Source organism: Kitasatospora sp. NPDC094028 (genome assembly GCF_049543595.1).
Classification (GTDB): domain Bacteria; phylum Actinomycetota; class Actinomycetes; order Streptomycetales; family Streptomycetaceae; genus Kitasatospora.
The window spans coordinates 115,741-136,727 of sequence record NZ_JBMVFA010000021.1 but is presented as its reverse complement, the minus strand read 5'-3'; the positions used below and the strand labels follow the sequence as shown (position 1 = coordinate 136,727).

Genomic DNA, 20,987 nt, shown 5'->3' with positions numbered 1-20,987 from the left:
TCCGCCGCTACATCATCTGGCGGAACAAGCACGCCGCCGACGAACGACTACGCGAAGTCGTCACCAGGGCGAACGTTGCCTGATGCGGCACTAGCTTCGCCTTCCGCCGACCCCGCCGGAAGGGCTTCCGGTTGTCGCCAATCGGCCTGTCTGCATCCGGACATGCCGCCATGTGCACGTCAGGAAAGTCCTCGGGCAACGCCTGCGCTCTCGCCCCGCCGCCGGCCCGTGCCGCAGGCCGGGGGCCGGGGGCCGGGGGCGGCGGCGTCGGTTCCGTCCGGTGGTGAACTCGGCGATCAGGCCGGGGAGTTCGCCGGGGAGTCGACGCGGAAGGTGGCCCGTGCGGCGGCCGGGTCGTGCTGCCCGGCACGGCCCGGGCGACGCGGGCGCAAGCACGCCGGGTCCTCGCCGGCGTCGAACCCCACCGCCGTGATCGTCATGGCCCCACATCCCGACCGGGCGGCCCCGGGTAGGATCGGGCCTTTTCGCGGACACGGGCAGGAGACGCAGGGTGCGGTGGCAGGTGCACGGCCGGCGCAGGGTCTACGGCTCCCCGTGGGTCGAGCTGTGGCTGGACGACGTCGACGTCCCCGGCACCGGGCGCATCGAGCACCACGTGCTGCGCATGCCGCGCGCGTGCACCACCGCCGTCGTCACCGACGAGCAGGGCCGGTTCCTGCTGCTGTACCGGCACCGGTTCATCACCGGCCGGTGGGGCTGGGAGCTGCCGGCCGGGTGGACGGAGACCGGGGAGGAGCCGGCCGCGGCGATCGCCCGGGAGGTGGAGGAGGAGACGGGCTGGCGGGCGGGCCGGGTCGAGCCGCTGACCGAGTACTTCGCGCTGACCGGCATCTCCGACGCCCGCTTCCACGCCTTCCACGTCACCGGCTGCCGTTACGTGGGCGAGCCGCAGGACGCCGGCGAGGCCACCCGCGTCGAGTGGCTGCCCGAGGCCGAGGTGGTGCGGCTGCTGACCGGCGGAGGGATCTCGGACGGCGCCGCGGTGGCCGCGCTGTCCTACTACCTCGGCCCGCACCGCCTCACCGGCCGCTGACGGGGCGCCACGCCGGCACAAGAAGTCGGACCGGCCGACTTCCCGCGCCGAAACCCCTCCCGGTGCGGACGAAAACGGAGGCCGGGGCCCCGCTCGCACCGCTCGTGGCCTGCGCCGATTGCGGTTGGGTCACGGCCTGTCCGATTCATCGGGCATTGCGGCGGAGTGTGACGATTCATTTGGTTGGCGCGATCGTCATGGGACTCTCATAATTCCTGCTGAGACGCGCGATGGACGGTCCCGAGACCTGCTCGGGGGAGCGGATTTCCGTGAGAGGGCCCGCGCGTGGAATCCACATTTTCCCCGGGGGAGTTCTTTGTCCACGCCCGAGCACGAGAGCGCCGCGCCGCAGGCCCCGCAGCCGCCCGCACCGCCCGTCCAGCCGGAGCAGCAGCAGGAGCAGCAGGAGCAGCAGGAGCCGCCCGTGCCGCAGGCCCCGGCCGTGCGGCGGATGCCGCGCTCGGCCCGGGTGGCGCTGTCCACCGTCGCGCTGCTCGCCGTCACGGCGGCCAGCGCCGCGGTGACGGTGGCGGTCGGCAAGCCGCAGGACCGCGCGGTGGCCGCCGCGCCCGTGCCGACGATCGCGCGCACCGCCACGGCGGGCGCGAGCCCGACGCCCTCCGCGGTGCCGGTCCCGGTGCCCACCGCCGCGCCGGCCCAGCCCAAGCCGGCCAGCACCGTCAAGGGCACGGTCAGCGGCGGCAAGCACGAGGGCGACCTGCGCTACTTCCTGCTCCCGATCCCGGACGGCGGCGAGTCCTACGGCCCGCCGGACGGCGCGACGATGACCGACGACGAGGTCGCCGAGATCTTCGGCAAGCAGGACGGCATCATGGACCTCCTGCACCAGCTCGGCTACCAGGGCGGCGCCACCCGCATGTACCGCAGCGCGGACGGCAAGACCCAGGTGACCGTCACCCTGCTGCACCTGGGCTCCGCCGCGACGGCGAGCCAGTTCGTCAAGGGCTACACCATCAAGTCGCAGGAGTCGATCGACATCGACGGCGACCCGGACGCCCACGGCTTCCTGCGCAAGCCCAAGCAGCAGGCCTACACCGGGTCGATGACCGGCGTCTCCAGCCAGGGCGACGTGCAGTACACCATCGACGTCGAGGTGAAGGGCACCCCGGACAAGGCGCTGCTGAGCGACCTGATGAAGCGCCAGCGCGACTGGCTGGCCTCCGGCGGCTGAGCCCGCCCCGCCGCCGCCCGCGCCCCTTCCTCCTCCTCGCCTCTCCTCCTCTGGAGCCACCTTCGTGACCACCGAACCCGCGGAGCCCTCACCCACGCCCGCGCCCGCGCCGGCCGCAGCGCCCGTGCCGCCCGCACCCGCCGCGCCGCCGCAGCCCCCGGCCGCACCCGCACCCGCCGCCGTCACCGAGCCGATGGCCGGGCCGGGCGCCGAACCGCACGCCGTCCCGGCCCCCGCCCAGGTCGCGCCCGGTGACGTGCTGGCCGCCGGTCCCGAGCGGCCGGCCCGCCCGCCGCGCCGCCCCCGCCCGGTGCTGCTGTCGGTGTACGGGCTGGTGCTGGGCGTGCTGGCCGGCGGCGGCGTCGGCTACGCCGTCCAGGCCCAGCGCCCGGCCACGCCGCTGCCGCCGCTGCAGGTCGCCCTGCCCGGCTACCCGGCCGCGCCGGTGGACGCCTCCGCGTTCGCCGCCGCCCAGCCCAAGGCGCCGGCCATCGAGGGCGACCTGACCAAACTGCTGGTCAAGCCCCCGGCGGGCAGCGAGGCCTGGGGCGACTTCCCGGACAAGCCGAGCTGGGTGTCGGTCGGCGAGCTCGCCGAGCACAAGGGGGACGCGGCCGACCTGTTCACGTCCCTGCTCGGCTCCGGCGTGCGGCGCGCGGCCGAGGTGGACTGGAAGAAGGACAACATCCGCTACCGGGTGACGCTGACCCAGTACACGGCCGAGGACGCCGACAACGCCAAGCCCGACCGCGGACAGCAGTTCGCCGACGACGTCGACAGCAGCTTCCGCATCTACGACACACCGCGGCACTGGGCCGACAGCACCGACACGTACTACTACGGCTCGGCCGCCGCCAAGCGCGGCTCGCTGCAGATGCTGGTCGAGGTCTTCGCGCCCCAGCCGTTGGACGCCGAGGCCGTCAAGAGCCTCGCCAAGCAGCAGTGGGAGCGGCTGGTATGAGCGACGACACCGTGACCGGCACCCCGGCCGCCCCCGAGCCGGCCGGGCAGCCGCCCGCGACCGAGCCCCAGGCCGCCGCCGAGGCCCCCGCCACCGAGGCCCCCGCCGCCGAGGCGCCTGCCGCCCAGGCCCCGGCCACCGGGCAGCAGACGGACGGGCAGCAGGCGGACGGCCAGGCCGGCGAGGCACCGGCCGCAGGGCCCCGCCCCGCCGGTGCGAGCCCGCTGCTGCGCGCGTCGGCGGCCACCGTCGCGGCGGCGCTGGCCGGCGTGGCGATCGGCATCGGCATCATCAAGGTCCACTACGACGACACCCCGGCCCCGGCCGCCGCGCCCGCCGCCGCCCCGGCGCCGAGCGCGAGCGCGACGCCTTACGGCGCCAAGTCCAACGGCAGCCACTTCGGTTCGCTGCGCGACCTGCTGCTGCCGGTGCCGGCCGGCTACCGGCTGGGCCCGGACGACGGCGGCTACGGCAACGACGCGGAGCTGGGCAGCCAGCAGCTGGCCGAGGAACTGGACGCCGAACTGCAGCAGGTCCCCAAGGCCAAGCGCGACACGATCCGCCAGTACTGGGAGGGCCTGCACGTCAAGGGCACCGGCGTGCGGACCTACCGCACCGAGGCCAACGACCTGCTGATCGGCCTGAAGCTGCGCCAGTTCAACCAGCAGGAGGTGCAGAAGATCAACGAGTACACGGCGGTCTTCACCGGGGACACCGGCCTGTTCCGGGTCGGCCCGCAGGTGCCGGGCCATCCGGAGGCGCACTGCTACCTGATGCCGGCCCCGCCGTCCGCGCCGATCGACTACCTGGAGTGCTCGGCCGCCGAGGGCGACCTCCTGGTGATCATGAACGCCGAAGGCCCGGCGCCGCTGCCCAAGGACAAGATCATCGCGCTGTTCGCCGCGCAGCTCGACCGACTCGCCGCCCCGGGAGCCACCGTATGACCGACCAGCCCACCGCGCCGCAGCCCGAGCCGCAGCCCGCCCCGGCCGCGCCCGCCGCCCCGGCCGCGCCCGCCGCCCCGGCCGCGCCGCCCGCGCCTGCCGCCCCGGCCGCGCCGCCCGCGCCCGCCGCCCCGGCCCCGGCCGTGCCGCCCGTGCCGCAGGCCCCGGTGCCGGACTCCGCCTGGGCCCGCGACGCCGTCTTCACGGCCCCCGAGCCCGCCCCCGCCCCCGCCCCCGCCCCGGCCGCCCCTGCCGGGGCCCCGGCCGGGGACCTCGACGCCTTCGACGCCGTCTACGCCCCGCCCGCCGGGAGCGCCGCCCCGGCGCCCGACCCCGAGGTACGGCGTGCCCGCCGCCGGGCGGCCGTGCGCTGGGGCAGCGCCGCGCTGGTGTTCGCCCTGGCCGGTACCGGCACCGCACTGGCCGTCACCGCGCCCGAGCGCACCGACATCCCGGGCCTGGCCACCGCGGGCGACGGCCGCTACACCTTCCCCGCCCTGTCCCTGCCCCCGCTGCCCGCGGGCCAGGGCGTCCCGCAGGGCACGGCCCGCACCCACCACGCGGACCTGCGCTACCTGGTGCTGCCCGCGCCCAAGGAGGCCGGCGGCTCCGAGGTTCCGCAGCCCTTCCCGTCCCCGGCCGCGCCCACCACCACCGCCCCCACCGCCTCCGCCGCACCTGCCCCCACCGCCTCCGCTACGGCCTCCGCCGCGGCCGCCGCCGCGCCGGCCCCCTCGGCCGGGGGCTTCGCCGACTGGGTGCCGTGCGAGGCGTTCCTCGCCGAGCAGCAGGGCGACGCGGCCAAGGCGCGCATGGTCCTGAACCGCGACGTGTGCGTGGGCGCCACCGTCCGCGAGTGGACGGCCTCGGACGGCACCCGCACCCAGATCCGGCTGCTGCGCTTCGACTCCACCAGCGAGTCCTGGGACGCCTACACCTGGCTGCGCGGCAAGGGCGTGCTCAAGGCCGTACCGGACACCGACAGCGCCTCCACGAAGGACTGGGACACCGTCGAGGGCGTGAACCTGACCGCCCTCTACGGCACGAAGAAGAGCGGCGCGAAGAACAACCCCACCGGCCGCGTCGCCTACCTGAGCGCCGGCGACGTGGTGGCCATCGTCACCATGACCAACCCGGGCGGCGTCGCCCTCGCCCCCTTCCGACAGGTCGTCACCCTCCAGGCCGACCTGCTCTCCTGACCCCGCCCCCGGAGCCGGCCGGCCGTCACCGGCCGGCCCCGGGACCGGTGGAAGTCTGACGGACGGTCAAGAACCGCTATGAGCCCCAAATCCCTTATGGAGAAATGCTCCTGGCATCTTGACGCCGAACGCCGCCCTTGTCATTCTTCCCCGCCCCCCGCCCCCCGCCCCCCGCCCCCCGCCCCCCGCCCCCCGCCCCTCCCGGGTGCCTGTCGGGGTGGTGCAGAACGGGGTGGGTGTGACTATGTGGGGTTGGTTGATGTCGGGGGGCGACGGGGGCGGGGGCCCTTCAGGAAGCAGTAGGCGCAGGCCTTGGGACAGCCCTGGGCGGGGTCGGGGGTGCTGCGCGGAGAAGCCCGGAGCGAAGTCGCACCAGGCGACGGTGTGGGGGCAGCCGGTGGGTCAGACCAGCAGCAGCAGTCCGTCCCAGTGCACTTGCCGGGTCGCGTCGAGGGGGTGGTGGTGGGTGGCCAGGGCGAGGGCCGTGCCGGTGCGGCCGGCGAGAAAGCCGATCGCCGGACGGCTCTGGCGCGCGGAGGCGATCGTGTGTCCGGCTGCTGCTGCGGCGAGCGGCAAGTTGCCTAGACGAGTGGCTACTTGGAGGACTCCAGCGCTGCCGTGGCAGAGCCCCGGACCGCTCGTGTCCCAGGTGGTCGGCGGACGGCGGGCGAGGGTGTCGAGGGCTTGGCGGGCCAAGGTGAGGACGGTGGGCTCGTTGAGTGCCCGGCCGGCGTGGTGAAGGGCGGCCGCTATGCCGGGGGTGCCGTAGCACCAGGCGTCGCGGCGGCCTGCGGCGGCGGCCAGGCGCCCAGTGTCCGGCGGTTGGGCGAGGTCGTCGCCGCTGACGTACGGGGGCCAGGAGGGGCCGGGCACGGCCCAGTTGAGGAGCCAGTGAGCTGCGGTGGCGATGGCCCGTTCCTGTCCGGGCACGGAGCTGCCGGCCTGGTGCGCGAGGGAGAGCAGGGCGAGAGGTCCGGCGATGCCGTGCGCGGCCCCGGTGCTCGCGGTGCCGGAGGGCGGCAGGGTCCCGGGTACGGCGAGGGCGTGGTCTTGTGCCGGAACCCACCAGCCGGGTCGGCCCGCGGTGTCGGTGGTGGTGATCAGCCTGGTGAGGGTGGTGAGGGCGGCGGTCAGCCCTGGCTCGGCGTCCGTGAGGCCGAGCTGTTTGGCGGCGAGGAGCGTGCGGCCGATCCCGGCGAGGCCCTTGATGGTGTCGTAAACGCCCCACAGGGTTCCGCTGCCGCCCGCGACCGACCGGGTGGCTTGGTGCTGGGCCAGGCCCTGGGCGCGGGCAGTCAGCCAGGAGGCAGCACGGCAGAGGGCGTCGTGCCGGCGCCGGTCGGCGGGCAGGTAGGCGCTGCCGAAGATGAGGGAGGCAGCCAGCGCGCCGGGGCCGGAGTAGATGCCGTCCGGGCGGGAGTTGGCGACGAGACGTGCGGCGGCGTTCCAGTGCTGGTCGGCCGCGTCGATCAGCGTGGAGTCGAGGTCGGCCAGGACTGCGAGTAACAGCGCGGTGCCGGGCAGACCGTCGGCAAGGGTGGCGGCGGCGCCGGGGGTCAGGGTGGCGGCGGTCTGCTCCGGGGCGAGGGCGGCGGCCACGGTCTCCTCCACCAGCAGGAGGGGGTCAGGCATGGCGGAGGAGGTCGGTGGCGAGGGAGCGTGCCAGCTGCTCGCGCGAGCGGTCGGTACCGAGGAGGCGGTTGCAGTGCATGTGGATGAGGTCGCAGGCGCACAGCGGTGCCACCTCGTCGGAGAGGAGTGGCCGGTAGGCGGTCAGGGTGTCCAGCAGGGTGTTCCACGGGCCGGTGAGCGCGGCGGGGACGGTGGCGGTCCGGCACCTGGCCCGTAGGGCCTCCCGGTGGCGGCGCAGGTCGGCCGGGAGAGGGCATGGTCGGGCGGCGGTGGGGGTGTTGAGGGCACGGGTGATCGCGGCGGCGGTCTGGGCAGCGAGGATGAGCCGCTGGTCGTCGCCTTGGCCGGGAAGGGCGGCGAGGACGAGGGCGGAGTCGGCGGCGAACACCGCCTCGGCCGTACCGACCGCCTCGGGCCCACCGTAGCGCTGGGTCTCGCGCTGGTACGGCACGGCGATCAGGTGGCCGTTGGCCAGGCGCTGTTCGGCCAGCCGCGCGGCGAGGCCGGCGAGTTCCTGCTGTACGGCGGCCAGCACCTCTGGGGCGGCCTGGTAGCGCAGACGCAGGTGGGGGCCGAGGTCGGGGGAGGTGTAGCGCAGCCAGTACGACAGCGCGCCGTGCTGCTGGGGGAGTTGGGCGAGGACGGCGTCCTGGTGCCGGACGGGGACGGGCAGGGCGAGGGAGAGCCAGATGCCGCCCGGGGAGATGGTGTCGGCGTGCCGGAGCCGAGCAGCGGCGCGCGGGTCGAGGGGCACCGGGCGCTCGCCGTCGTGCTGCTGGCGCAGGGTGACGACGAGTTCGAGGTGGTGGCGGCCGTCTGGACCGTGCACCGGCGGCTGACCCGGCAGCACCTCGCTGACCGTGCGGCAGCCGCGGCGGACACTGCGGCGCAGCAACTCGCGGTGGTCCGTATCGCGCAGGTCGATGGGCAGGTGCCGGTCGCTCTCCTCGATCACCACCTGCTGCGACACGGGCAGGGTGGGGCGGGCCAGCCAGTCGTCCAGGTGGGCGTGCCAGCGGTCGTGATGGTCGACCAGCTCGGCCAGGCCCTGGGGGAGGAGCCAGCGCTGCGGGGCGAGGACGGTGGAGCGGTAGGTGACGCGCGGGGTATAGGGGGCGAGGCCGGCGGGACCCCACGACCAGGGGTGCCAGGGCCTCTCGTCCGCGTGCCCCAGGAGGTGGAGGAGCTGGGCGGCCGGGGGCAGGAGCGCGCGGGTGATCCGGCTGAGCAGCACCGGCCGGACCAGGCGGCCAAGTCGGGGGGAGTAGAGGGCGAGGTGCCCGGCCTGGGCGGTGGTGACGAGCAGGGTGCGCGGGTCGAGGTCCCGGGAGTCGGTGAGGGGCAGGCCCACGGGGATGCGGTACGCCGTCCGCCCGCTCTCCACCGCAAGGGCCCCCGTACCGGTGGTGAGGGGGCGGCAGACGATCTCGGCGAGCACGGGGTCAGCGCCGGCCGGCTGCTGGGGGGCGAGGTCGGGCAGGTAGCGGGCGAGGCGTCCGGCGGCCGACCCGGCATCCTGCGCGGCGTGGGTGCCGATGGCCAGGGCGAGGCGGCCGCCGTGGTCTTCCCGGACGCGGACGTGGGCCTCGGCCGTGCGCGGCGGCCGCCCGTCGCCGTGGTGGGCCAGCGCAGCCACCATCTCCTCGGTCAGCTCCACCTCGTGCTCGCCGCGCGCTATCGCCGTGGTGAGCAGCGAGAGGAGGAGTTGGGTGCGGCGCTCGTCCAGGTCGCAGCGGGCACCGATCGCATCCTCCGGCGCGGGTGGGCCGATCCCAGCGGCCGGGTCGACGGCATCGAGGAGCGGGACGAGGCGGTGCGGCCCGTACGCCTCCCGGAACTTCGCTGTCCAGGACAGCAGCGGGGCCGTGCGGTGACCAATGCGCCAGAGGGTGTCGACGGCCCGCGCCGTCTCCCTCCCCACCATGGCCGGGAGACGCAGTTCGGTCTCGGCCACGGTGTCGCAGGTGAGCGGGCGGGCGGCGGCGTGGATCGCGTCGGCCACGCGGCGGGCGGTGCGCAGGAGGGGCAGGCGTTCGGGGGCGCCGGGCCGGTGCCGGTCCGCGTCGGCCAGCCGCGCGCGCAGGTCGAGGACGTCGGCGCGAAGGCCGCAGGCCGCAGGGAGCTTCGTGGCGAGGTGGCCGAGCGGGTCGCGGGCGAGGTCGGCGGGCAGGTGGTCGGTCAGGAGCAGGCCGGTGCGGACCAGCGAGGTGATCGCGGCCCGGACGGCGGTGGAGCCGGCACCGGGCCAGCGCTTGAGGGCCGCGCGGACGACCCGCCCGGCCGGGGCCCCGCCGGCGCGGCCGCACTCGCGCATCAGCCAACTGGACACCTCGGTCACCCGGGCCGTACCCAGCTGCGCCGTGCCGTCCGGCCCCGGGTGCTCGACCTCCAGCACCGCGCCGCGCTGCAGCGCGGTCGGGTTGGCGAAGAGGCGCAGGTGGTCGAGCCCGTCCGGCAGATCCAGGGCGAGGTCGGCGACGGCCGCGAGCCAGGCCGGGTTGGGGTGGGTCGCGCAGCGGTGCTTCTCGCCGAGCAGCAGGACCGGTTCCCCGGCCACCAGGTGCGCGGTGGTGGTGGCGGCCCAGACGCCGTTGGGGGTGGTGCGGGTACGGGCGCGCAGGTCGTAGGCGGCCCTGGCCAGTGCGCTGCCAGGGGCGCCGTCGAGATCGCGGGAGGCGAGGAACAGCCCCTCGGCGATCAGCCCGCCGGCCTTCGTGCAGTCGGCCGCCAGGAGCGGGAGGCGGGCGAGTACCACCGCGTCGGGCACGAGACGACTACGCACTGGCGATCTCCCCTGGTCGAATGGGCGGGTGGGCGACACCGGAGCCGCCGGTGACGCCCGCCCGCGTGCTGCTACAGCTGGCCCGGGATCAGGCAGCCGCTGGTCGGCCCGGCCGGGGGCGATTCCCCGCAGCCGTCACCGGTGGTGTCGCCCTCGGTGTCGGCGTAGTCCTCACGCACACCGGTCAGCGGCGTGTTCACCGCGTCGAGCGCGAAGGCGTCCAGCAGTGCGGTGGTCATGTGCATCCTCCTTCCATCGTCCGGGTGGGGATGGTGCGCCCGGACCGCGCGGGTCCGGGAGTGTGGGTGGCCGTCAGTCCTTCGGCCAGGTGAGAACCATCGGCGCTCCGGGCCTGTCCAGCGCTCGGCCGGGGGCCATGGCGGCGGGGTCGGTGCCCTCGTCGTAGACGTGGAGGACGGGGCCGGGGCGTCCGCGGTGGTCCCGGTCCCACTCCCGCAGGCTCTCCACCAGAGCCTCGGCCAGGGCGTGGTCCTCGCCGTGGAGGACCACGCCGTACTCGTACCGGCCGCCGTGTCCCTGAGCCGGACGCATCGTCACGTAGGCCGCGGCGCTGGCGTCGGCGTTCCAGGTGAGAGGGGTGCCGCCCGGCAGCGCCCGCAAGGCGGACGTCTGCGGGTCCGTCAGCAGGGTGCCGTAGGTGTCGAGGACGGTGGCGAACCACATGTCGATGACGGGCCTGGTGCCTTCACTCCCGCCGACCTCGACCCCGGACCAGTACGGGCTGCCGGTGCAGCCGAGGACCTTGGCCAGGGATTCGGGGGCGAGCGGTTGGGTGCCGTCCACCCGCACGCGGGTGCCGGGGGTCAGCGCGTACATCCGGGTGGAGCTCGCCGCCTCTCCCCTCATCGCCACGAAGCCGCAGGGCAGCCAGCCGCCGCCGCTGTAGCGGCCCTTGCCGTCCGGGGTGAGGGCGACAAGGCGGCCGAGGCCGCGCACGCGCAGCGGGACGACGAGCACGCCGTGGGGGGCGAGTTGGTCGAGCCAGGTCTGCTCGATCGCCGCCGCCTGCACGGTGACCTCGATCCTGTCGTACGGCGCCGCGTCGGCAACGCCGTGCGCGCCGTCGCCGGTGAGGATGCGGACAGCGCTCTCCAGGCCGGCGGCCCGCAGGCAGCGGCGGGCACGCTCGGTCACCGCCGGGTCGATGTCGAGACTGGTCACCGAGCCGGCGTCGCCGACGAGTTGGTGGAGCAGGGCGGCGTTGTAGCCGCCGGAGCCGATCTCCAGCACCTTGTTCCCAGTGCGCGGGCGCAGGTACTCCAGCATCTGCGCGACCAGCCAGGGCGCGCTGACCGAGCTGAGGAGCCGGCCGTCGCCGTCGCGGTCGGTGGGCTGGTAGTCGTCCTTGTACGCCTCGCTCAACTCGACGTCGGGGACGAAGAGGTGGCGGGGCGTGGCTCGGAACGCCGCTGCGATCTCCGGGGTCCTGATCCTGCCCGCTCGTTCGAGGTCGCAGACGAGGTGTTCGTTCAGCTCGCGCGCCTCGGCAACCAGATGTTCGGTGACAGGTCCACCACTGACAGTGTTCATGGAGGGGAGCTTAGGCACTGGCGATTTCCCCGGTGGCAATGTCGCGAGCGGTCGGCGCGGTTGCGCCAACGGCTCCCCGCGCGGGGGTGCGGAGGACGCGAAGAGGCACGGGAGCTCTCCCAGGGCGGTCGGTAGCTGCGAGGACACTCACCGTAAGCAGTGGTGTGTTCCCGATCTCCAGGGTTTCCGGCCAAACCGCAGCGGCGGTGTCGCACAGCTCACCCCATCCGACGACGTGCGGGCGATCCGACGCTGGCCCGCGCCGAGTCGGTAAGGCTTCCGTGAGCTGTGCTGGGCTGTTGCGACGGCGACCCGCAACCCGGTCCCGAACAACGGCCGAATCCCGCCGTCCCCCAACGCGCGGTCGCAGCCGTACAGCTGGCCGAGCAGCGGTGGGAGGGGTGCACACATGCGCACAGGCTCGATAGCTCCGTGCAGCGCGATCACGGACCTGCGCGCCGATCCTCGACCCCTTGACGAGATGCCCGGAGACCAGCGGCTAGCCGGCGTCGGGGGTCTGCTGCTCCACCTCGTCGAACTCCCCATCGGCGGCTCCGAGCTGGAACTTCGCCCACTCGCTGGGGGTGTAGACGAGGAACGGAACGCCGTGGTCCGCGCCGTGGCGCATCAACACATAGCCGTCACGGAGGACAGCGATCTGGGGCCCCTCCGTGTCGCCGGGCGCGCCGTACCAGATGAGGCCGGCCAACTCCTCCTCGGTGACCGCCCGCTTCACCGCCGCTGGGCTCTCGGGCCGGTCGGTCTCGCTCATCTCGTCCTCCATCGGTACCAGGCACAGTCCCACCCGGCCGGTTGCCTGCTTGGCGGCGCTGCAGAGGCGCCAGGTCGGCACCTCTGCTTCGGCCTGCGGCCAACCGGGCTGACCGGTTGGCCGCAGGCCGCGCCCTGTGCCGCCCGCGCCGCGGTGACGTAGCTGGTCGAGGTCGGCGAGGTGTTCTACCTGCTGCATCTTCGCAGAGGGGCGCAACCGTCTTGGTGGGGCGGCCCGTCAGCGGCCGTCCCGGGTGGAGCGGACGGCGGACGGGGTGTCGAACGCCTCCGCCACCGACAGCCACCGCCGCTGGGGCAGGTGCTGGAGGAACCCGGCGGTGCGATGGGCGACCGTGCGCGGGTTGGGCCTCCTGAGCACCGGACCCTGGGGGAGGAACGCCCCGGACGGGCGCTCGGGCGGTTCCTGCCAATGGGTACCGGGCTTGCGGCGCGGCAGGCCGGGATCAGTCGTCATGTTGTCCTCGTCTCGTTCAGGGGCGGGCGGCGCCAAGGGCGCTGGTCCAGAGGAATGGAGGTGCGAACCGGTCGGGGGACGGCGGAGGCTGCCCGACAATGGCCGGGCGTCTGTCCGCTATCCCCCTCCATGCCCTCGGCCGCCACTCGCGCCCCGCCCTCTGCTCCTCGGTCACGACGCCGCCGCCCGCTCCAGGCCGGGGGCTCTCTAGGCGGCCGTGCCGGGTCTGCCGCGGCCGTGCAGTATGCGGCGGGCGGCACGGAGGGCGGCAGCGAGGTTGCGGGGGTGTGAGAGGGTGCCGGTGCCGTCCGGTTCCACCAGCCAGCGGCGCCCCTGCACCGGGCCCTTGCCCGGCGGCGGGCAGCGCAGGACTGGGCGGCGCTTGGCGTCCGGGCCACCGCGCAGGAACTCGGTCTCGCGCATGTCCCACAAGGCGGTGGGGGAGTAGGGAACCAGGAACTCCACGCAGCGCAGGACATCGTTGAAGATGACGGGGCCGACCGGCCCGACCGCGTCCGCGACCTGCTGCAGCTGGCCGAGGGCGGCGGTGCCGAGGCGGTGGTTGGTGACGCGTACCGCGTTGAACCGCACCCCCAGCCGGATGTCCACCAGCTCGTTGCGGGTCCAGCCGAGCAACACCGCCCGGGGATCGGAGTTCGCGCGGGCGAGCCAGTGGGCACCGAGGAGGTACGGCGGAGGGGCACCGCGCCTGACGAGCCTGTGCGTCATGCTGCTCGTGCTCGCAGTTCTGGCCTGGGCCATCTTCCCCGCTCCTCCCGTCCGTACGTCCCCGGTGCCGTCCCCTGTGGGGTGGGTGGCCGCACCGGTTCGGCCACCCGCCCCGGCGCCTGCGCCGCCCCCGGGAAAGGGGGCGCTGATGGAGGCGCCTGGGTGCCGCCGGTCTCGCGTTCGCGGTCCTTCCCGGCCGCGAGGCCGGCGGGTTTGGTGCTCGGGCCGCTCGCCGTTGTGCGGCCCGCCGGCATCCCACCCCCTCCATCGGCCCGTCTCGCGGTTGGGCCGGATCTTGCCGGGGTGAGGTACCGGGCCCGCCCTCGGGACGCCGGTCTCAGGGCGGGGGACTGGTTCCGGCGACCCCGGTTCCGTAGCTGCCGGGGGTCGCCGGAGGTCTATGCGGCGGCGCTGATCGGTTTCGGGCCGATCGCGCCGACGACCATGGCCGGGCGTGCGTGGCGGATACGGGAGCTGAGGGCGGTGGTGTTCGCTCCCGGGGTGGGCGCGGCCTCGGTCGAGCTGACAGCCGCGGCGGTCGCCCCCTCGCTCTCGGTCGGGAGGAGCGCGGCGACTTCCATCTCGAACCACGAGGTTCGCGTGCCGGCCTTCCGGTCCCGCTTGTTCCCGCAGTCCTTCGCGAGCTTGTCGATGATGATCAGGCCCCGGCCGCCCTCGGCCGTGTTCCGCCTCTGGTGTCCTCGCACGGCTGGGACGGCCGGGTCCGTCACCTCCACCCGCACCCGGCCTCCGCCAACCGCGTCCGCCTTGATCCCGAGCTTCGTCCCCTCCTTGCCGCGGCAGCCGTGGAGGTAGGCGTTGGTGACCAGCTCGGAGACCATCAGCTCCAGGTCCCCCGCCTCGCCCGGCGTCAGCCTCAGGGCGGCGGAGAGCAGCGGGATGACGGTCCGGCGGATCACCCCAACTACCTGGGGAGAAGCGAGGGTTGTGAACTCAACCAGGGGCATGACAGTTCCTCCGGGGCGTGCCGCGAACGACGGCAGGGGGGATGGTTCCGGGGAAGCGGCCGTTGCGGTCGCGCTGGTGTCAAGGCGCGGCCGAGAGTGGCGCGGCGCGCGCTGATATGACGATGAATCAAGATCATTTCGAGCGAGCAGCTCTGACGAACTGCTGCCGCAACTGCCAACGCAGCGCATGCAGTTCGTTACGCACAGCATGGACCCCAGCGCAGATCTGCGCAACCATTTCTGGCAATGTGCAAGCTTGCACAGTCACACGCAACGTCGAGTCATATGCCTCCCAAGGCGGGTAGCGTGCACCACCTACGGAGAGGCACACTGTGCTGACGATCGACACAGAAGGGGCAAGGGGTGGCATTCCAGCAGACCGTGAGGCGCATCCAGCTCGGAAGGGAGCTGCGCCGCCTCCGCGAGCAGCGCGACCTTCTGCCCGAGGACGTGGCCAAGGCGCTACCGGCCTGGAGCGTCTTCAAGATCAGTCGAACGGAGAACGCGAAGGGCGCGGTCAAGGCCGACGACGTCGCAGAGCTCCTCGACTTCCTGGAGGCGGACGCCGATCTCAAGGCCGGCCTGATCGACATCGCCAAGAACGCCAGCAAGCAGGGCTGGTGGGTCAGCTACACCGGTGTCGTCAATGAACAGACCGTCAACCTGGCCTCCCTGGAGGCTGAGGCGTCAGCGGTCAAGACGTACCAACCCGCCTTTATTCCGGGACTGTTTCAGACTCCGGACTATGCGCGGGCCATCTTCGCGGAACTGGGCGGGTTCTCGGAGGATGAGGCAGAGGCGAAGGTCAACGTCAGGACAGCCCGGCAAGCCGTATTGACCCGCCCGAAGCCGCCGCAGATCTGGGCCGTCATTCACGAGGCGGCCCTGAGTGTCAAGGCCGGAGGCCCGGAAGTCATGCGGGCCCAGCTGGAACGGCTGATACAGCTGACCCGTCTCTCCAACGTCAACATCCAGATCATGCCAGCGGACTGCGCGCTGAACCCCGGAATGAACGGCGCGCTGACCATCCTCGGTTTCCCCTACCGCCCCGCGCTCGACATCGCCCTCGTCGCGGCACAGATGACCGAACTGTGGATTGAAGACAGGGAATCGGTGGGGGAGTTCCACGCGACCTTCCAGAAAATCACGGCCGAGGCCCTTCAACTGGACAAGTCGCTCGCATTCATCACTGAAAAGAGAGACGCGATCAAGTGAGCAACTACTACCCCAACATCTCCGCGCTCGGCATCGCTATGCGGAAGTCGTCCTACAGCAACCAGAGCGCCGACTGCGTCATCACCGGAGGCCTGGCCGGTGAGGTCGTCGTAGGTGACAGCAAGGACCCGAACGGCCCCGGGCACCGGCACCAGCCGCAGGCGTGGGCGTCGTTCGCTCGGGCAGTCGGCTCCGGCACTCTGGCCCCCGTTTCGGCCTGACCCAGTTCCGGCACTTCCGTAGCGTGCCGGACTGCCAGGCCCAGCGGCCCGTCTCCGTCCGCAGGGTGGGCGGGCCGGCCCCGTATCCCCACCGCACGCCTGTGGCCCCGATGCCTCCGTAGGGTTTCGGGGCCACAGGCGTGCGGTTGCGACCGCCCTCCGATAGCCCTTCCGGGGAGCTCTTCGGGCCGGACTCCCGTCGAGTGGAGGGGAGTTGAGGCCACCCCGGGGGCACCCGCGCCCCCGCGGACGGTTTGACAGCGCCGTCCACGCTCTGCCTATACATCACCATGACAGACCAGGAAGCCGCCGACACCACCACCACCGCCGACACCGCCGCCGCCGCCGCCACCGCTGCCGAAAGCCCCCGGGAACTCCTCCGGACCCACCCGGCCTTCCGCCGGTTCTGGATCTCCCGCGCCGTGTCCGAACTCGGCTCCGCCGTCACCACCGTCGCCCTGCCCGTCCTCACCTACCAGCAGACCCGCTCCGCCGTCCTGGTCTCCCTGGTCTGCGCCGCGGCCACCCTGCCCTACGTCGCCTTCGGCCTGCTCGCCGGCGCCCTCGCCGACCGCGTCGACCGCCGCCGCCTCATGGCCGCCACCGACTGGCTCAACGCCCTCGTCCTCGCCAGCCTCCCGGCCGCCCACGCCATCGCGACCCTCACCACCGCCCACATCCTCCTGGCCGCCTTCGCCAGCGCCGCCCTCACCCTCTTCTACGAGGCCGCCGTCTACGGCCTCGTCCCCGACACCGTCGGAAGACACGCCCTCGCCCAGGCCAACAGCGCCCTCTACGGCGTCGAGACCCTCATGCGCATCACCGGCACCGCCACCGCCGGCACCCTCATCGCCTGGCTGCACCCCACCGCCACCCTGGCCGGCGACGCCCTCAGCTTCGCCGCCTCCGCCCTGCTGGTACGCGCCATCGCCCGCCCCGCGCCCCGCCCCGCACCCGCCGAACGCCCCGGCCTGCGCCGCTCCATCACCGAAGGCCTGCACTTCCTGTGGCACCACCGGGCCCTGCGCGTGCTCACCGCCGCCGGCACCCTGCAGTCCTTCGCCGGCGGCGCCGTCCTGGGCCAGCTCGTCGTCTTCGCCGACCGCGGACTGGGCCTGCACGGCACCGATCCGCGCACCGGCTTCCTGTACGCCGCCTGGAGCGCCGGCGGCATCGGCGGCTCCCTCCTGCTGCCCCGCCTGCTGCGCCGCCTGGACGCCTTCCAGGTCCTGCTCGCCGCCCTGCCCGCCGGCGCCGCGCTGGGCGCCCTGGTCGTCCTCACCCGCGACTGGCGCCCGGCCCTGCCCGCCCTCACCGCCTGGGGCTGCGCCTACCTCGTGGTCCTGGTCAACACCATGACCTACTGCCAGGGCGTCACCCCGCCCCACCTGCAGGGCCGCGTCAACACCACCCGCCGCATGCTCTCCTCGGGCCTGGGCGTGCCGCTGGGCGCCCTGGTCGCCGGCGCCGTCACCGCCCGTCTGGGCATCCGCGCGGGGATGGCCTGCGCCGTCGCCTCGCTCACCCTCGCGGCCCTGCTCGTGTGGACGGCCCGCCTGCGCGGCACGCTCCTGCCCGCCGCGTCCTGAGGCGCGCCGGCGCCCGCCGCCCGCCGCCCGCCGCCCGCCGCCGCCGGGAGGGCCGGGGATGGGTCGGGTGGGGTGGACTCCGGCCGGAGGGAGGGGAGTTGGGTGCACCCGGGCCTGTCCCGCGCGCGGTGGTGCTGCTTGAATGCGGCTCGTGAACGCATTCGAGGAGTACCCGGTGGACGGGATGGCGGACGAGCGGGGGGCGCGGTGCGCCGAGCAGTGGCCGGCGGCCGCCCCGGTGGCGCAGGACCTGTGGCTGTGGGATCCGCCGGAGCGGCTGCGGGGCCTGCCGGTGGGGGCCGATCCCGGGTGGGGGCCGCAGGGCGGCGGGCGGACGCCGGGCGGGCGCGGCGACGGGGCGGGACTGCGGCGCGGCCGGCTGGAGCGCCAGCGCTGCGGATCGGCGCAGGGGTCCGGGGAGTTCGGGGGCTTCGCCGATGCCTTCCCCGACTGGCCCGCGCGCGACGCGGACGACGCGGACGGGGCGGACGGCGTCCTGCGCGTGCCGGTCCGCGACATGCCCTGCTGAGAACGTGAACTGACGCGACGTCAGCCAGTGACGGGTGCGCCGTGGCGGGCGGCGTACTCGGCCGGGCCGTGCGCGCTGTGCCCGGCCCGGCCGACGCGGCCGTCCGGGCGGATGAGGAACACGCCCGTGCCGTACGCCCGGTAGGCGGGGATGCGCGGCACGGGGCAGGCGGCGGGCGTACGGCACGGTGCCGGCGCCGACGGCGGGCAGGGTCCGGTGCGGGCCGCGGAAGGCGTCGAACCGGCGCACGCCACCGCGGTGCCCGTCCGGGGCGCGCGGTCGCCGGCCCGCAGGGCCTCCTCGGGCAGGTCGACGTTCTCGCCCCCCCCGCGGCCCGTCAGCGCACCGCCACCGCCGAATCGGCGACCAGCGCGAACACCACGTCCCGGTCGCCGCTCACCACCGTGCCCGCCTCCAGGCGCCGCGCGACCTCCCGCAGCGCCCCCGCCTCCAGCAGACCCGCCTCCAGCAGCGGCGACCCCTCCCTGAGCAGCCGCCGGATGCGCCGCGCACCATGACGGCGCGCCGCCAGCTCCATCACCGCCCCGAAGTGCTCCACCACCGGCGGCCGCGCGACCTCCGGCGCCAGCGCCAGAGCCTCCACCCGCTCCCGCAGCAACCGCCGCCCCGCCCGCCACCCCACCGGCAACGACGCGCACCACCCCACCAGCGCCGGATCCGTCAACGGATGCACCGGCCACAGACCACGCCGCAGCAACGGCGGCGCCATCCCCGCCTTCACCATCAACGCCCGCGCCGCCACCACCGACACCGGCGCCAACCCCGCACCCGCCCCGCCCAACGCCTCCCGGCCCACCGGCCCCAACCACCCCGGCACCCGCACCCCACCCCCACCCGCACCACCGGCGCCCGTGCCCATCAGCTCCGCGCCGCCCACCCCCGTGAACAACGCCCGCACCCCGCGCCCCTCCAAAGCCGCATGCAACGCATCCGCCGCGTCCAGATACAGATCCTCGTACGGCGACACCGCCGCCCCCCGCTCGAACAACGACCCCGGCGCATACGGCAGATGCTCCACCGCCGCCACCGTCACATCCACCCACCCCCGCCCCACCCACCCCAGCAACGCCCGCCGCCGCCGCACCTGCTGCGCCCCCCGTTCGCCGTCCAGGACGAGCGCGCCCGCCACCAGGGCGTGGCCGCGCGCGTCGGCGGCCAGCGAGAGCGCGGTGTTCGCGGAGGCGAGGTCGCCGGACAGCTGCACGGCCGTGGCGCCCGCCCGCCACGGCACCCGCCGTACGGCCTCGTCCAGCAGGCGGCCGAACGCCTCGACGGGGCCGGCCTCCTCGCCGGTCCCCGGGGCCGGCCGCGCGGGTTCGGCGGGCCGCGCGGGTTCGGCGGGTTCGGGGAAGCGCACGGACAGCCGGCCGGACTCGTAGGTGGCGCAGGCCCGTTCGGTCAGCAGGTGCACCCCCGCCCAGAACGTGGCGTCGGTGTAGCGGCCGGCGAGCGCCAGGCGCCGCGCGATCTCCACCACGTCCAGGCCGGCGGCGTGGCCGCGCAGTTCCAGCAGGTCCCAGGAGCCGTGCAGCGCCGTGCGGGCGGCGGCGAGGTAGACGGGCGCGGTGCCGGCGGTGCCGGTGCGCACCCGTACCCGCCGGCCCTGGGGGTCCAGTTCCACCAGGACCCAGTCCTCACTGTCGCCGATCGCGGTGGCCAGGGCCTGCTCGTAGCGGGCCGGGCCGTGCCCGGGCCCAGCCGGACTCCCTTCGGTGCGGGCGGTGTTGAGGAACGCGGTGCGCCTCCCGTCGCTCAGCAGGTGCCAGGCGGTCAGCGGGTGGCGCAGCGGTTCGACCCAGGAGCGGCCGCGGTGCCACCGGGTGCCGTCCCACTGCCACGGGCCGTCGGTGTCCGCCGCCTCGATGCGCAACCTGAACATGCCTCAGCCTCGCACGGCCCCGCGCCCGGGGCGGGCGCGGGGCCGTGCGAGGCCGGGCGGGGCGGGGTGCTCAGGCGCGGTGGTACTGCACCGGTCCGGTGAGGTCGGCGCCGAGCTCGGCGGCGGCGCGGCGCGCCCAGGAGGGGTCGCGCAGCAGCTCGCGGCCGACCAGGACGGCGTCGGCGCGCCCGGCGGTGAGGATGTCCTCGGCCTGGCGCGGTTCGGTGATCAGGCCGACCGCGGCGACGGGCATGCCGGCCTGGCCGCGCACCGCCTCGGCGAAGGGGACCTGGAAGCCGGGGGCGGCGTCGATGCGGGCGTCGGGGACGAGGCCGCCGGTGGACACGTCCATCAGGTCGACGCCGCGGGCCAGCAGTTCCTTGGCCAGGCGCACGGTGTCCTGGGAGGTCCAGCCCTCGCGCCGGTCGGAGCCGTCCTCGCTGAGCCAGTCGGTGGCGGAGATGCGGAAGAACAGCGGCAGGTGCTCGGGCCACACGGCGCGCACGGCGTCGACGACGTCGAGCGCGAAGCGGGTGCGGCCCTCGAAGGAGCCGCCGTAGGCGTCGGTGCGGTGGTTGGTGTGGGGGGAGAGGAACTCGTGGACGAGGTAGCCGTGGGCGCCGTGGATCTCGACGGCCTGGTAGCCGGCGGCGAGGGCGCGCTTGGCGGCGTCGGCGAACTGCCGCACGATCACGTCGATCTGCTCGGTGGTGAGCTCGTCGGGGGTGGTGTGCTCGGCGGAGAAGGCGTGGGCGCTGGGGGCGAGCGGGCGCCAGCCGTACGGCTCGTCGGCGGCCAGCGGGCGGCCGCGGTCTACCCAGGTGCGCTCGGTGGAGGCCTTGCGGCCGGCGTGGCCGAGCTGGATGGCGGGGACGGTGCCCTGGTCCTTGAGGAAGGCGGTGATGCGGCGCAGGGACTCGGTCTGGGTGTCGTTCCACAGGCCGAGGTCGTAGGGGGTGATGCGGCCCTCGGGGCTGATGGCGGTGGCCTCGGTGATGATCAGCCCGGTGCCGCCGGCGGCGCGGGCGGCCTGGTGGGTGAAGTGCCAGTCGGTGGCCGCGCCGACCGCCTCCCCCTGCGGCGCCGCGCTGTACTGGCACATCGGCGGCATCCAGACCCGGTTGCGGACGGTGAGGTCGCGCAGGGTGTAGGGGGTGAAGAGGGCGGGGGTGCTCATGGCGGACTCCTGGTGGGACCGGGACGGGCAAACGTCGAACGTCATTGCGTCAGCACTTTGTACGCTCAAACAATAGTTGCATGTGAAGATAAATCGCA

The 20,987-nt window shown here is 74.5% G+C and carries 21 protein-coding genes and 1 pseudogene; 10 read left to right on the top strand and 12 right to left on the bottom strand.

Going from position 1 to position 20,987, the window contains the following annotated elements; genetic code table 11:
* Window positions 1-83, top strand: a pseudogene (locus ACPC54_RS27435) (transposase); the annotation flags it as partial.
* 213 nt (window positions 84-296) lie between these two features.
* On the opposite strand, the gene ACPC54_RS27430 reads toward ACPC54_RS27435, so the two are convergent.
* Window positions 297-440, bottom strand: a complete 144-nt coding sequence (locus tag ACPC54_RS27430; RefSeq protein ID WP_498968521.1) for a hypothetical protein — start codon at window positions 438-440, stop codon at window positions 297-299.
* A gap of 71 nt (window positions 441-511) precedes the next feature.
* Here ACPC54_RS27430 and ACPC54_RS27425 point away from each other — a divergent pair, with 71 nt between their 5' ends.
* The 5 genes from ACPC54_RS27425 to ACPC54_RS27405 all read left to right on the top strand — a co-directional run bounded on the left by ACPC54_RS27425 (window position 512) and on the right by ACPC54_RS27405 (window position 5,350).
* Window positions 512-1,054 (top strand): NUDIX hydrolase, encoded by a 543-nt coding sequence (locus ACPC54_RS27425; protein ID WP_498968519.1) that lies wholly within the window; start codon window positions 512-514, stop codon window positions 1,052-1,054.
* A gap of 316 nt (window positions 1,055-1,370) precedes the next feature.
* Entirely contained in the window at window positions 1,371-2,246 is an 876-nt protein-coding gene (locus ACPC54_RS27420; RefSeq protein ID WP_498968517.1) for a hypothetical protein, read from the top strand.
* A 64-nt stretch (window positions 2,247-2,310) separates the two neighbouring features.
* Window positions 2,311-3,207: a hypothetical protein gene (locus tag ACPC54_RS27415; RefSeq protein ID WP_498968515.1), complete on the top strand. Its 897-nt coding sequence runs from the start codon at window positions 2,311-2,313 to the stop codon at window positions 3,205-3,207.
* Window positions 3,204-4,151: a hypothetical protein gene (locus ACPC54_RS27410; RefSeq protein WP_498968513.1), complete on the top strand. Its 948-nt coding sequence runs from the start codon at window positions 3,204-3,206 to the stop codon at window positions 4,149-4,151. The genes ACPC54_RS27415 and ACPC54_RS27410 overlap by 4 nt, the downstream gene beginning before the upstream one ends.
* Complete coding sequence (locus ACPC54_RS27405; RefSeq protein WP_498968511.1) at window positions 4,148-5,350, top strand: hypothetical protein; 1,203 nt, start codon at window positions 4,148-4,150, stop codon at window positions 5,348-5,350. Before ACPC54_RS27410 ends, ACPC54_RS27405 begins: the two co-directional genes overlap by 4 nt.
* A 402-nt stretch (window positions 5,351-5,752) precedes the next feature.
* Here the strand turns inward: ACPC54_RS27405 and ACPC54_RS27400 are convergent, their stop codons facing one another.
* From ACPC54_RS27400 to ACPC54_RS27365, 8 genes are all read right to left on the bottom strand, one after another.
* Complete coding sequence (locus tag ACPC54_RS27400) at window positions 5,753-6,982, bottom strand: lanthionine synthetase C family protein (RefSeq protein WP_498968510.1); 1,230 nt, start codon at window positions 6,980-6,982, stop codon at window positions 5,753-5,755.
* The gene (locus ACPC54_RS27395; protein ID WP_498968508.1) at window positions 6,975-9,764 is read right to left on the bottom strand and encodes a lantibiotic dehydratase; all 2,790 of its coding nucleotides are present in this window, start codon (window positions 9,762-9,764) and stop codon (window positions 6,975-6,977) included. The genes ACPC54_RS27400 and ACPC54_RS27395 overlap by 8 nt, the downstream gene beginning before the upstream one ends.
* A gap of 71 nt (window positions 9,765-9,835) precedes the next feature.
* Window positions 9,836-10,003 (bottom strand): hypothetical protein, encoded by a 168-nt coding sequence (locus ACPC54_RS27390; protein WP_498968506.1) that lies wholly within the window; start codon window positions 10,001-10,003, stop codon window positions 9,836-9,838.
* A 73-nt stretch (window positions 10,004-10,076) separates the two neighbouring features.
* Window positions 10,077-11,315 carry a methyltransferase, FxLD system gene (gene fxlM, locus ACPC54_RS27385; protein WP_498968505.1) on the bottom strand — a complete coding sequence of 413 codons (1,239 nt, stop codon included), beginning with the start codon at window positions 11,313-11,315 and terminating at the stop codon, window positions 10,077-10,079.
* 499 nt (window positions 11,316-11,814) lie between these two features.
* Entirely contained in the window at window positions 11,815-12,285 is a 471-nt protein-coding gene (locus ACPC54_RS27380; protein WP_498968504.1) for a hypothetical protein, read from the bottom strand.
* A 39-nt stretch (window positions 12,286-12,324) separates the two neighbouring features.
* The gene (locus tag ACPC54_RS27375; protein ID WP_498968502.1) at window positions 12,325-12,561 is read right to left on the bottom strand and encodes a hypothetical protein; all 237 of its coding nucleotides are present in this window, start codon (window positions 12,559-12,561) and stop codon (window positions 12,325-12,327) included.
* 207 nt (window positions 12,562-12,768) lie between these two features.
* Entirely contained in the window at window positions 12,769-13,290 is a 522-nt protein-coding gene (locus ACPC54_RS27370) for a hypothetical protein (RefSeq protein ID WP_498968500.1), read from the bottom strand.
* A gap of 398 nt (window positions 13,291-13,688) precedes the next feature.
* A complete protein-coding gene (locus tag ACPC54_RS27365; protein WP_498968498.1) occupies window positions 13,689-14,258 on the bottom strand; it encodes an ATP-binding protein in 570 nt (189 codons plus the stop codon).
* Between the two features lie 363 nt (window positions 14,259-14,621).
* On the opposite strand from ACPC54_RS27365, the gene ACPC54_RS27360 reads away from it, so the two are divergent.
* The 4 genes from ACPC54_RS27360 (at window position 14,622) to ACPC54_RS27345 (ending at window position 17,812) form a co-directional block, all read left to right on the top strand.
* Window positions 14,622-15,473, top strand: a complete 852-nt coding sequence (locus ACPC54_RS27360) for a DUF5753 domain-containing protein (RefSeq protein ID WP_498968496.1) — start codon at window positions 14,622-14,624, stop codon at window positions 15,471-15,473.
* The gene (locus ACPC54_RS27355; protein WP_498968495.1) at window positions 15,470-15,694 is read left to right on the top strand and encodes a DUF397 domain-containing protein; all 225 of its coding nucleotides are present in this window, start codon (window positions 15,470-15,472) and stop codon (window positions 15,692-15,694) included. The genes ACPC54_RS27360 and ACPC54_RS27355 overlap by 4 nt, the downstream gene beginning before the upstream one ends.
* 290 nt (window positions 15,695-15,984) lie before the next feature.
* Window positions 15,985-17,283 (top strand): MFS transporter, encoded by a 1,299-nt coding sequence (locus tag ACPC54_RS27350; RefSeq protein WP_498968494.1) that lies wholly within the window; start codon window positions 15,985-15,987, stop codon window positions 17,281-17,283.
* Between the two features lie 151 nt (window positions 17,284-17,434).
* Entirely contained in the window at window positions 17,435-17,812 is a 378-nt protein-coding gene (locus ACPC54_RS27345) for a hypothetical protein (RefSeq protein WP_498968493.1), read from the top strand.
* A gap of 20 nt (window positions 17,813-17,832) precedes the next feature.
* Here the strand turns inward: ACPC54_RS27345 and ACPC54_RS27340 are convergent, their stop codons facing one another.
* From ACPC54_RS27340 to ACPC54_RS27330, 3 genes are all read right to left on the bottom strand, one after another.
* On the bottom strand, window positions 17,833-17,973 hold the full coding sequence (locus tag ACPC54_RS27340; protein ID WP_498968492.1) for a hypothetical protein: 141 nt from the start codon (window positions 17,971-17,973) through the stop codon (window positions 17,833-17,835).
* Window positions 17,974-18,149: 176 nt separating this feature from the next.
* Window positions 18,150-19,712, bottom strand: a complete 1,563-nt coding sequence (locus ACPC54_RS27335; RefSeq protein ID WP_498968491.1) for a hypothetical protein — start codon at window positions 19,710-19,712, stop codon at window positions 18,150-18,152.
* Window positions 19,713-19,782: 70 nt separating this feature from the next.
* On the bottom strand, window positions 19,783-20,889 hold the full coding sequence (locus ACPC54_RS27330; RefSeq protein WP_498968490.1) for an NADH:flavin oxidoreductase/NADH oxidase: 1,107 nt from the start codon (window positions 20,887-20,889) through the stop codon (window positions 19,783-19,785).
* Between the last annotated feature and the right edge of the window lie 98 nt (window positions 20,890-20,987).

Coding starts and splice junctions, on each gene's coding strand:
- ACPC54_RS27430 (WP_498968521.1), bottom strand. CDS start 440: ATGACGATCACGGCGGTGGGGTTCGACGCCGGCGAGGACCCGGCGTGC.
- ACPC54_RS27410 (WP_498968513.1), top strand. CDS start 3,204: ATGAGCGACGACACCGTGACCGGCACCCCGGCCGCCCCCGAGCCGGCC.
- ACPC54_RS27405 (WP_498968511.1), top strand. CDS start 4,148: ATGACCGACCAGCCCACCGCGCCGCAGCCCGAGCCGCAGCCCGCCCCG.
- ACPC54_RS27400 (WP_498968510.1), bottom strand. CDS start 6,982: ATGCCTGACCCCCTCCTGCTGGTGGAGGAGACCGTGGCCGCCGCCCTC.
- ACPC54_RS27390 (WP_498968506.1), bottom strand. CDS start 10,003: ATGACCACCGCACTGCTGGACGCCTTCGCGCTCGACGCGGTGAACACG.
- fxlM (WP_498968505.1), bottom strand. CDS start 11,315: ATGAACACTGTCAGTGGTGGACCTGTCACCGAACATCTGGTTGCCGAG.
- ACPC54_RS27380 (WP_498968504.1), bottom strand. CDS start 12,285: ATGCAGCAGGTAGAACACCTCGCCGACCTCGACCAGCTACGTCACCGC.
- ACPC54_RS27375 (WP_498968502.1), bottom strand. CDS start 12,561: ATGACGACTGATCCCGGCCTGCCGCGCCGCAAGCCCGGTACCCATTGG.
- ACPC54_RS27370 (WP_498968500.1), bottom strand. CDS start 13,290: ATGACGCACAGGCTCGTCAGGCGCGGTGCCCCTCCGCCGTACCTCCTC.
- ACPC54_RS27365 (WP_498968498.1), bottom strand. CDS start 14,258: ATGCCCCTGGTTGAGTTCACAACCCTCGCTTCTCCCCAGGTAGTTGGG.
- ACPC54_RS27350 (WP_498968494.1), top strand. CDS start 15,985: ATGACAGACCAGGAAGCCGCCGACACCACCACCACCGCCGACACCGCC.
- ACPC54_RS27335 (WP_498968491.1), bottom strand. CDS start 19,712: ATGTTCAGGTTGCGCATCGAGGCGGCGGACACCGACGGCCCGTGGCAG.
- ACPC54_RS27330 (WP_498968490.1), bottom strand. CDS start 20,889: ATGAGCACCCCCGCCCTCTTCACCCCCTACACCCTGCGCGACCTCACC.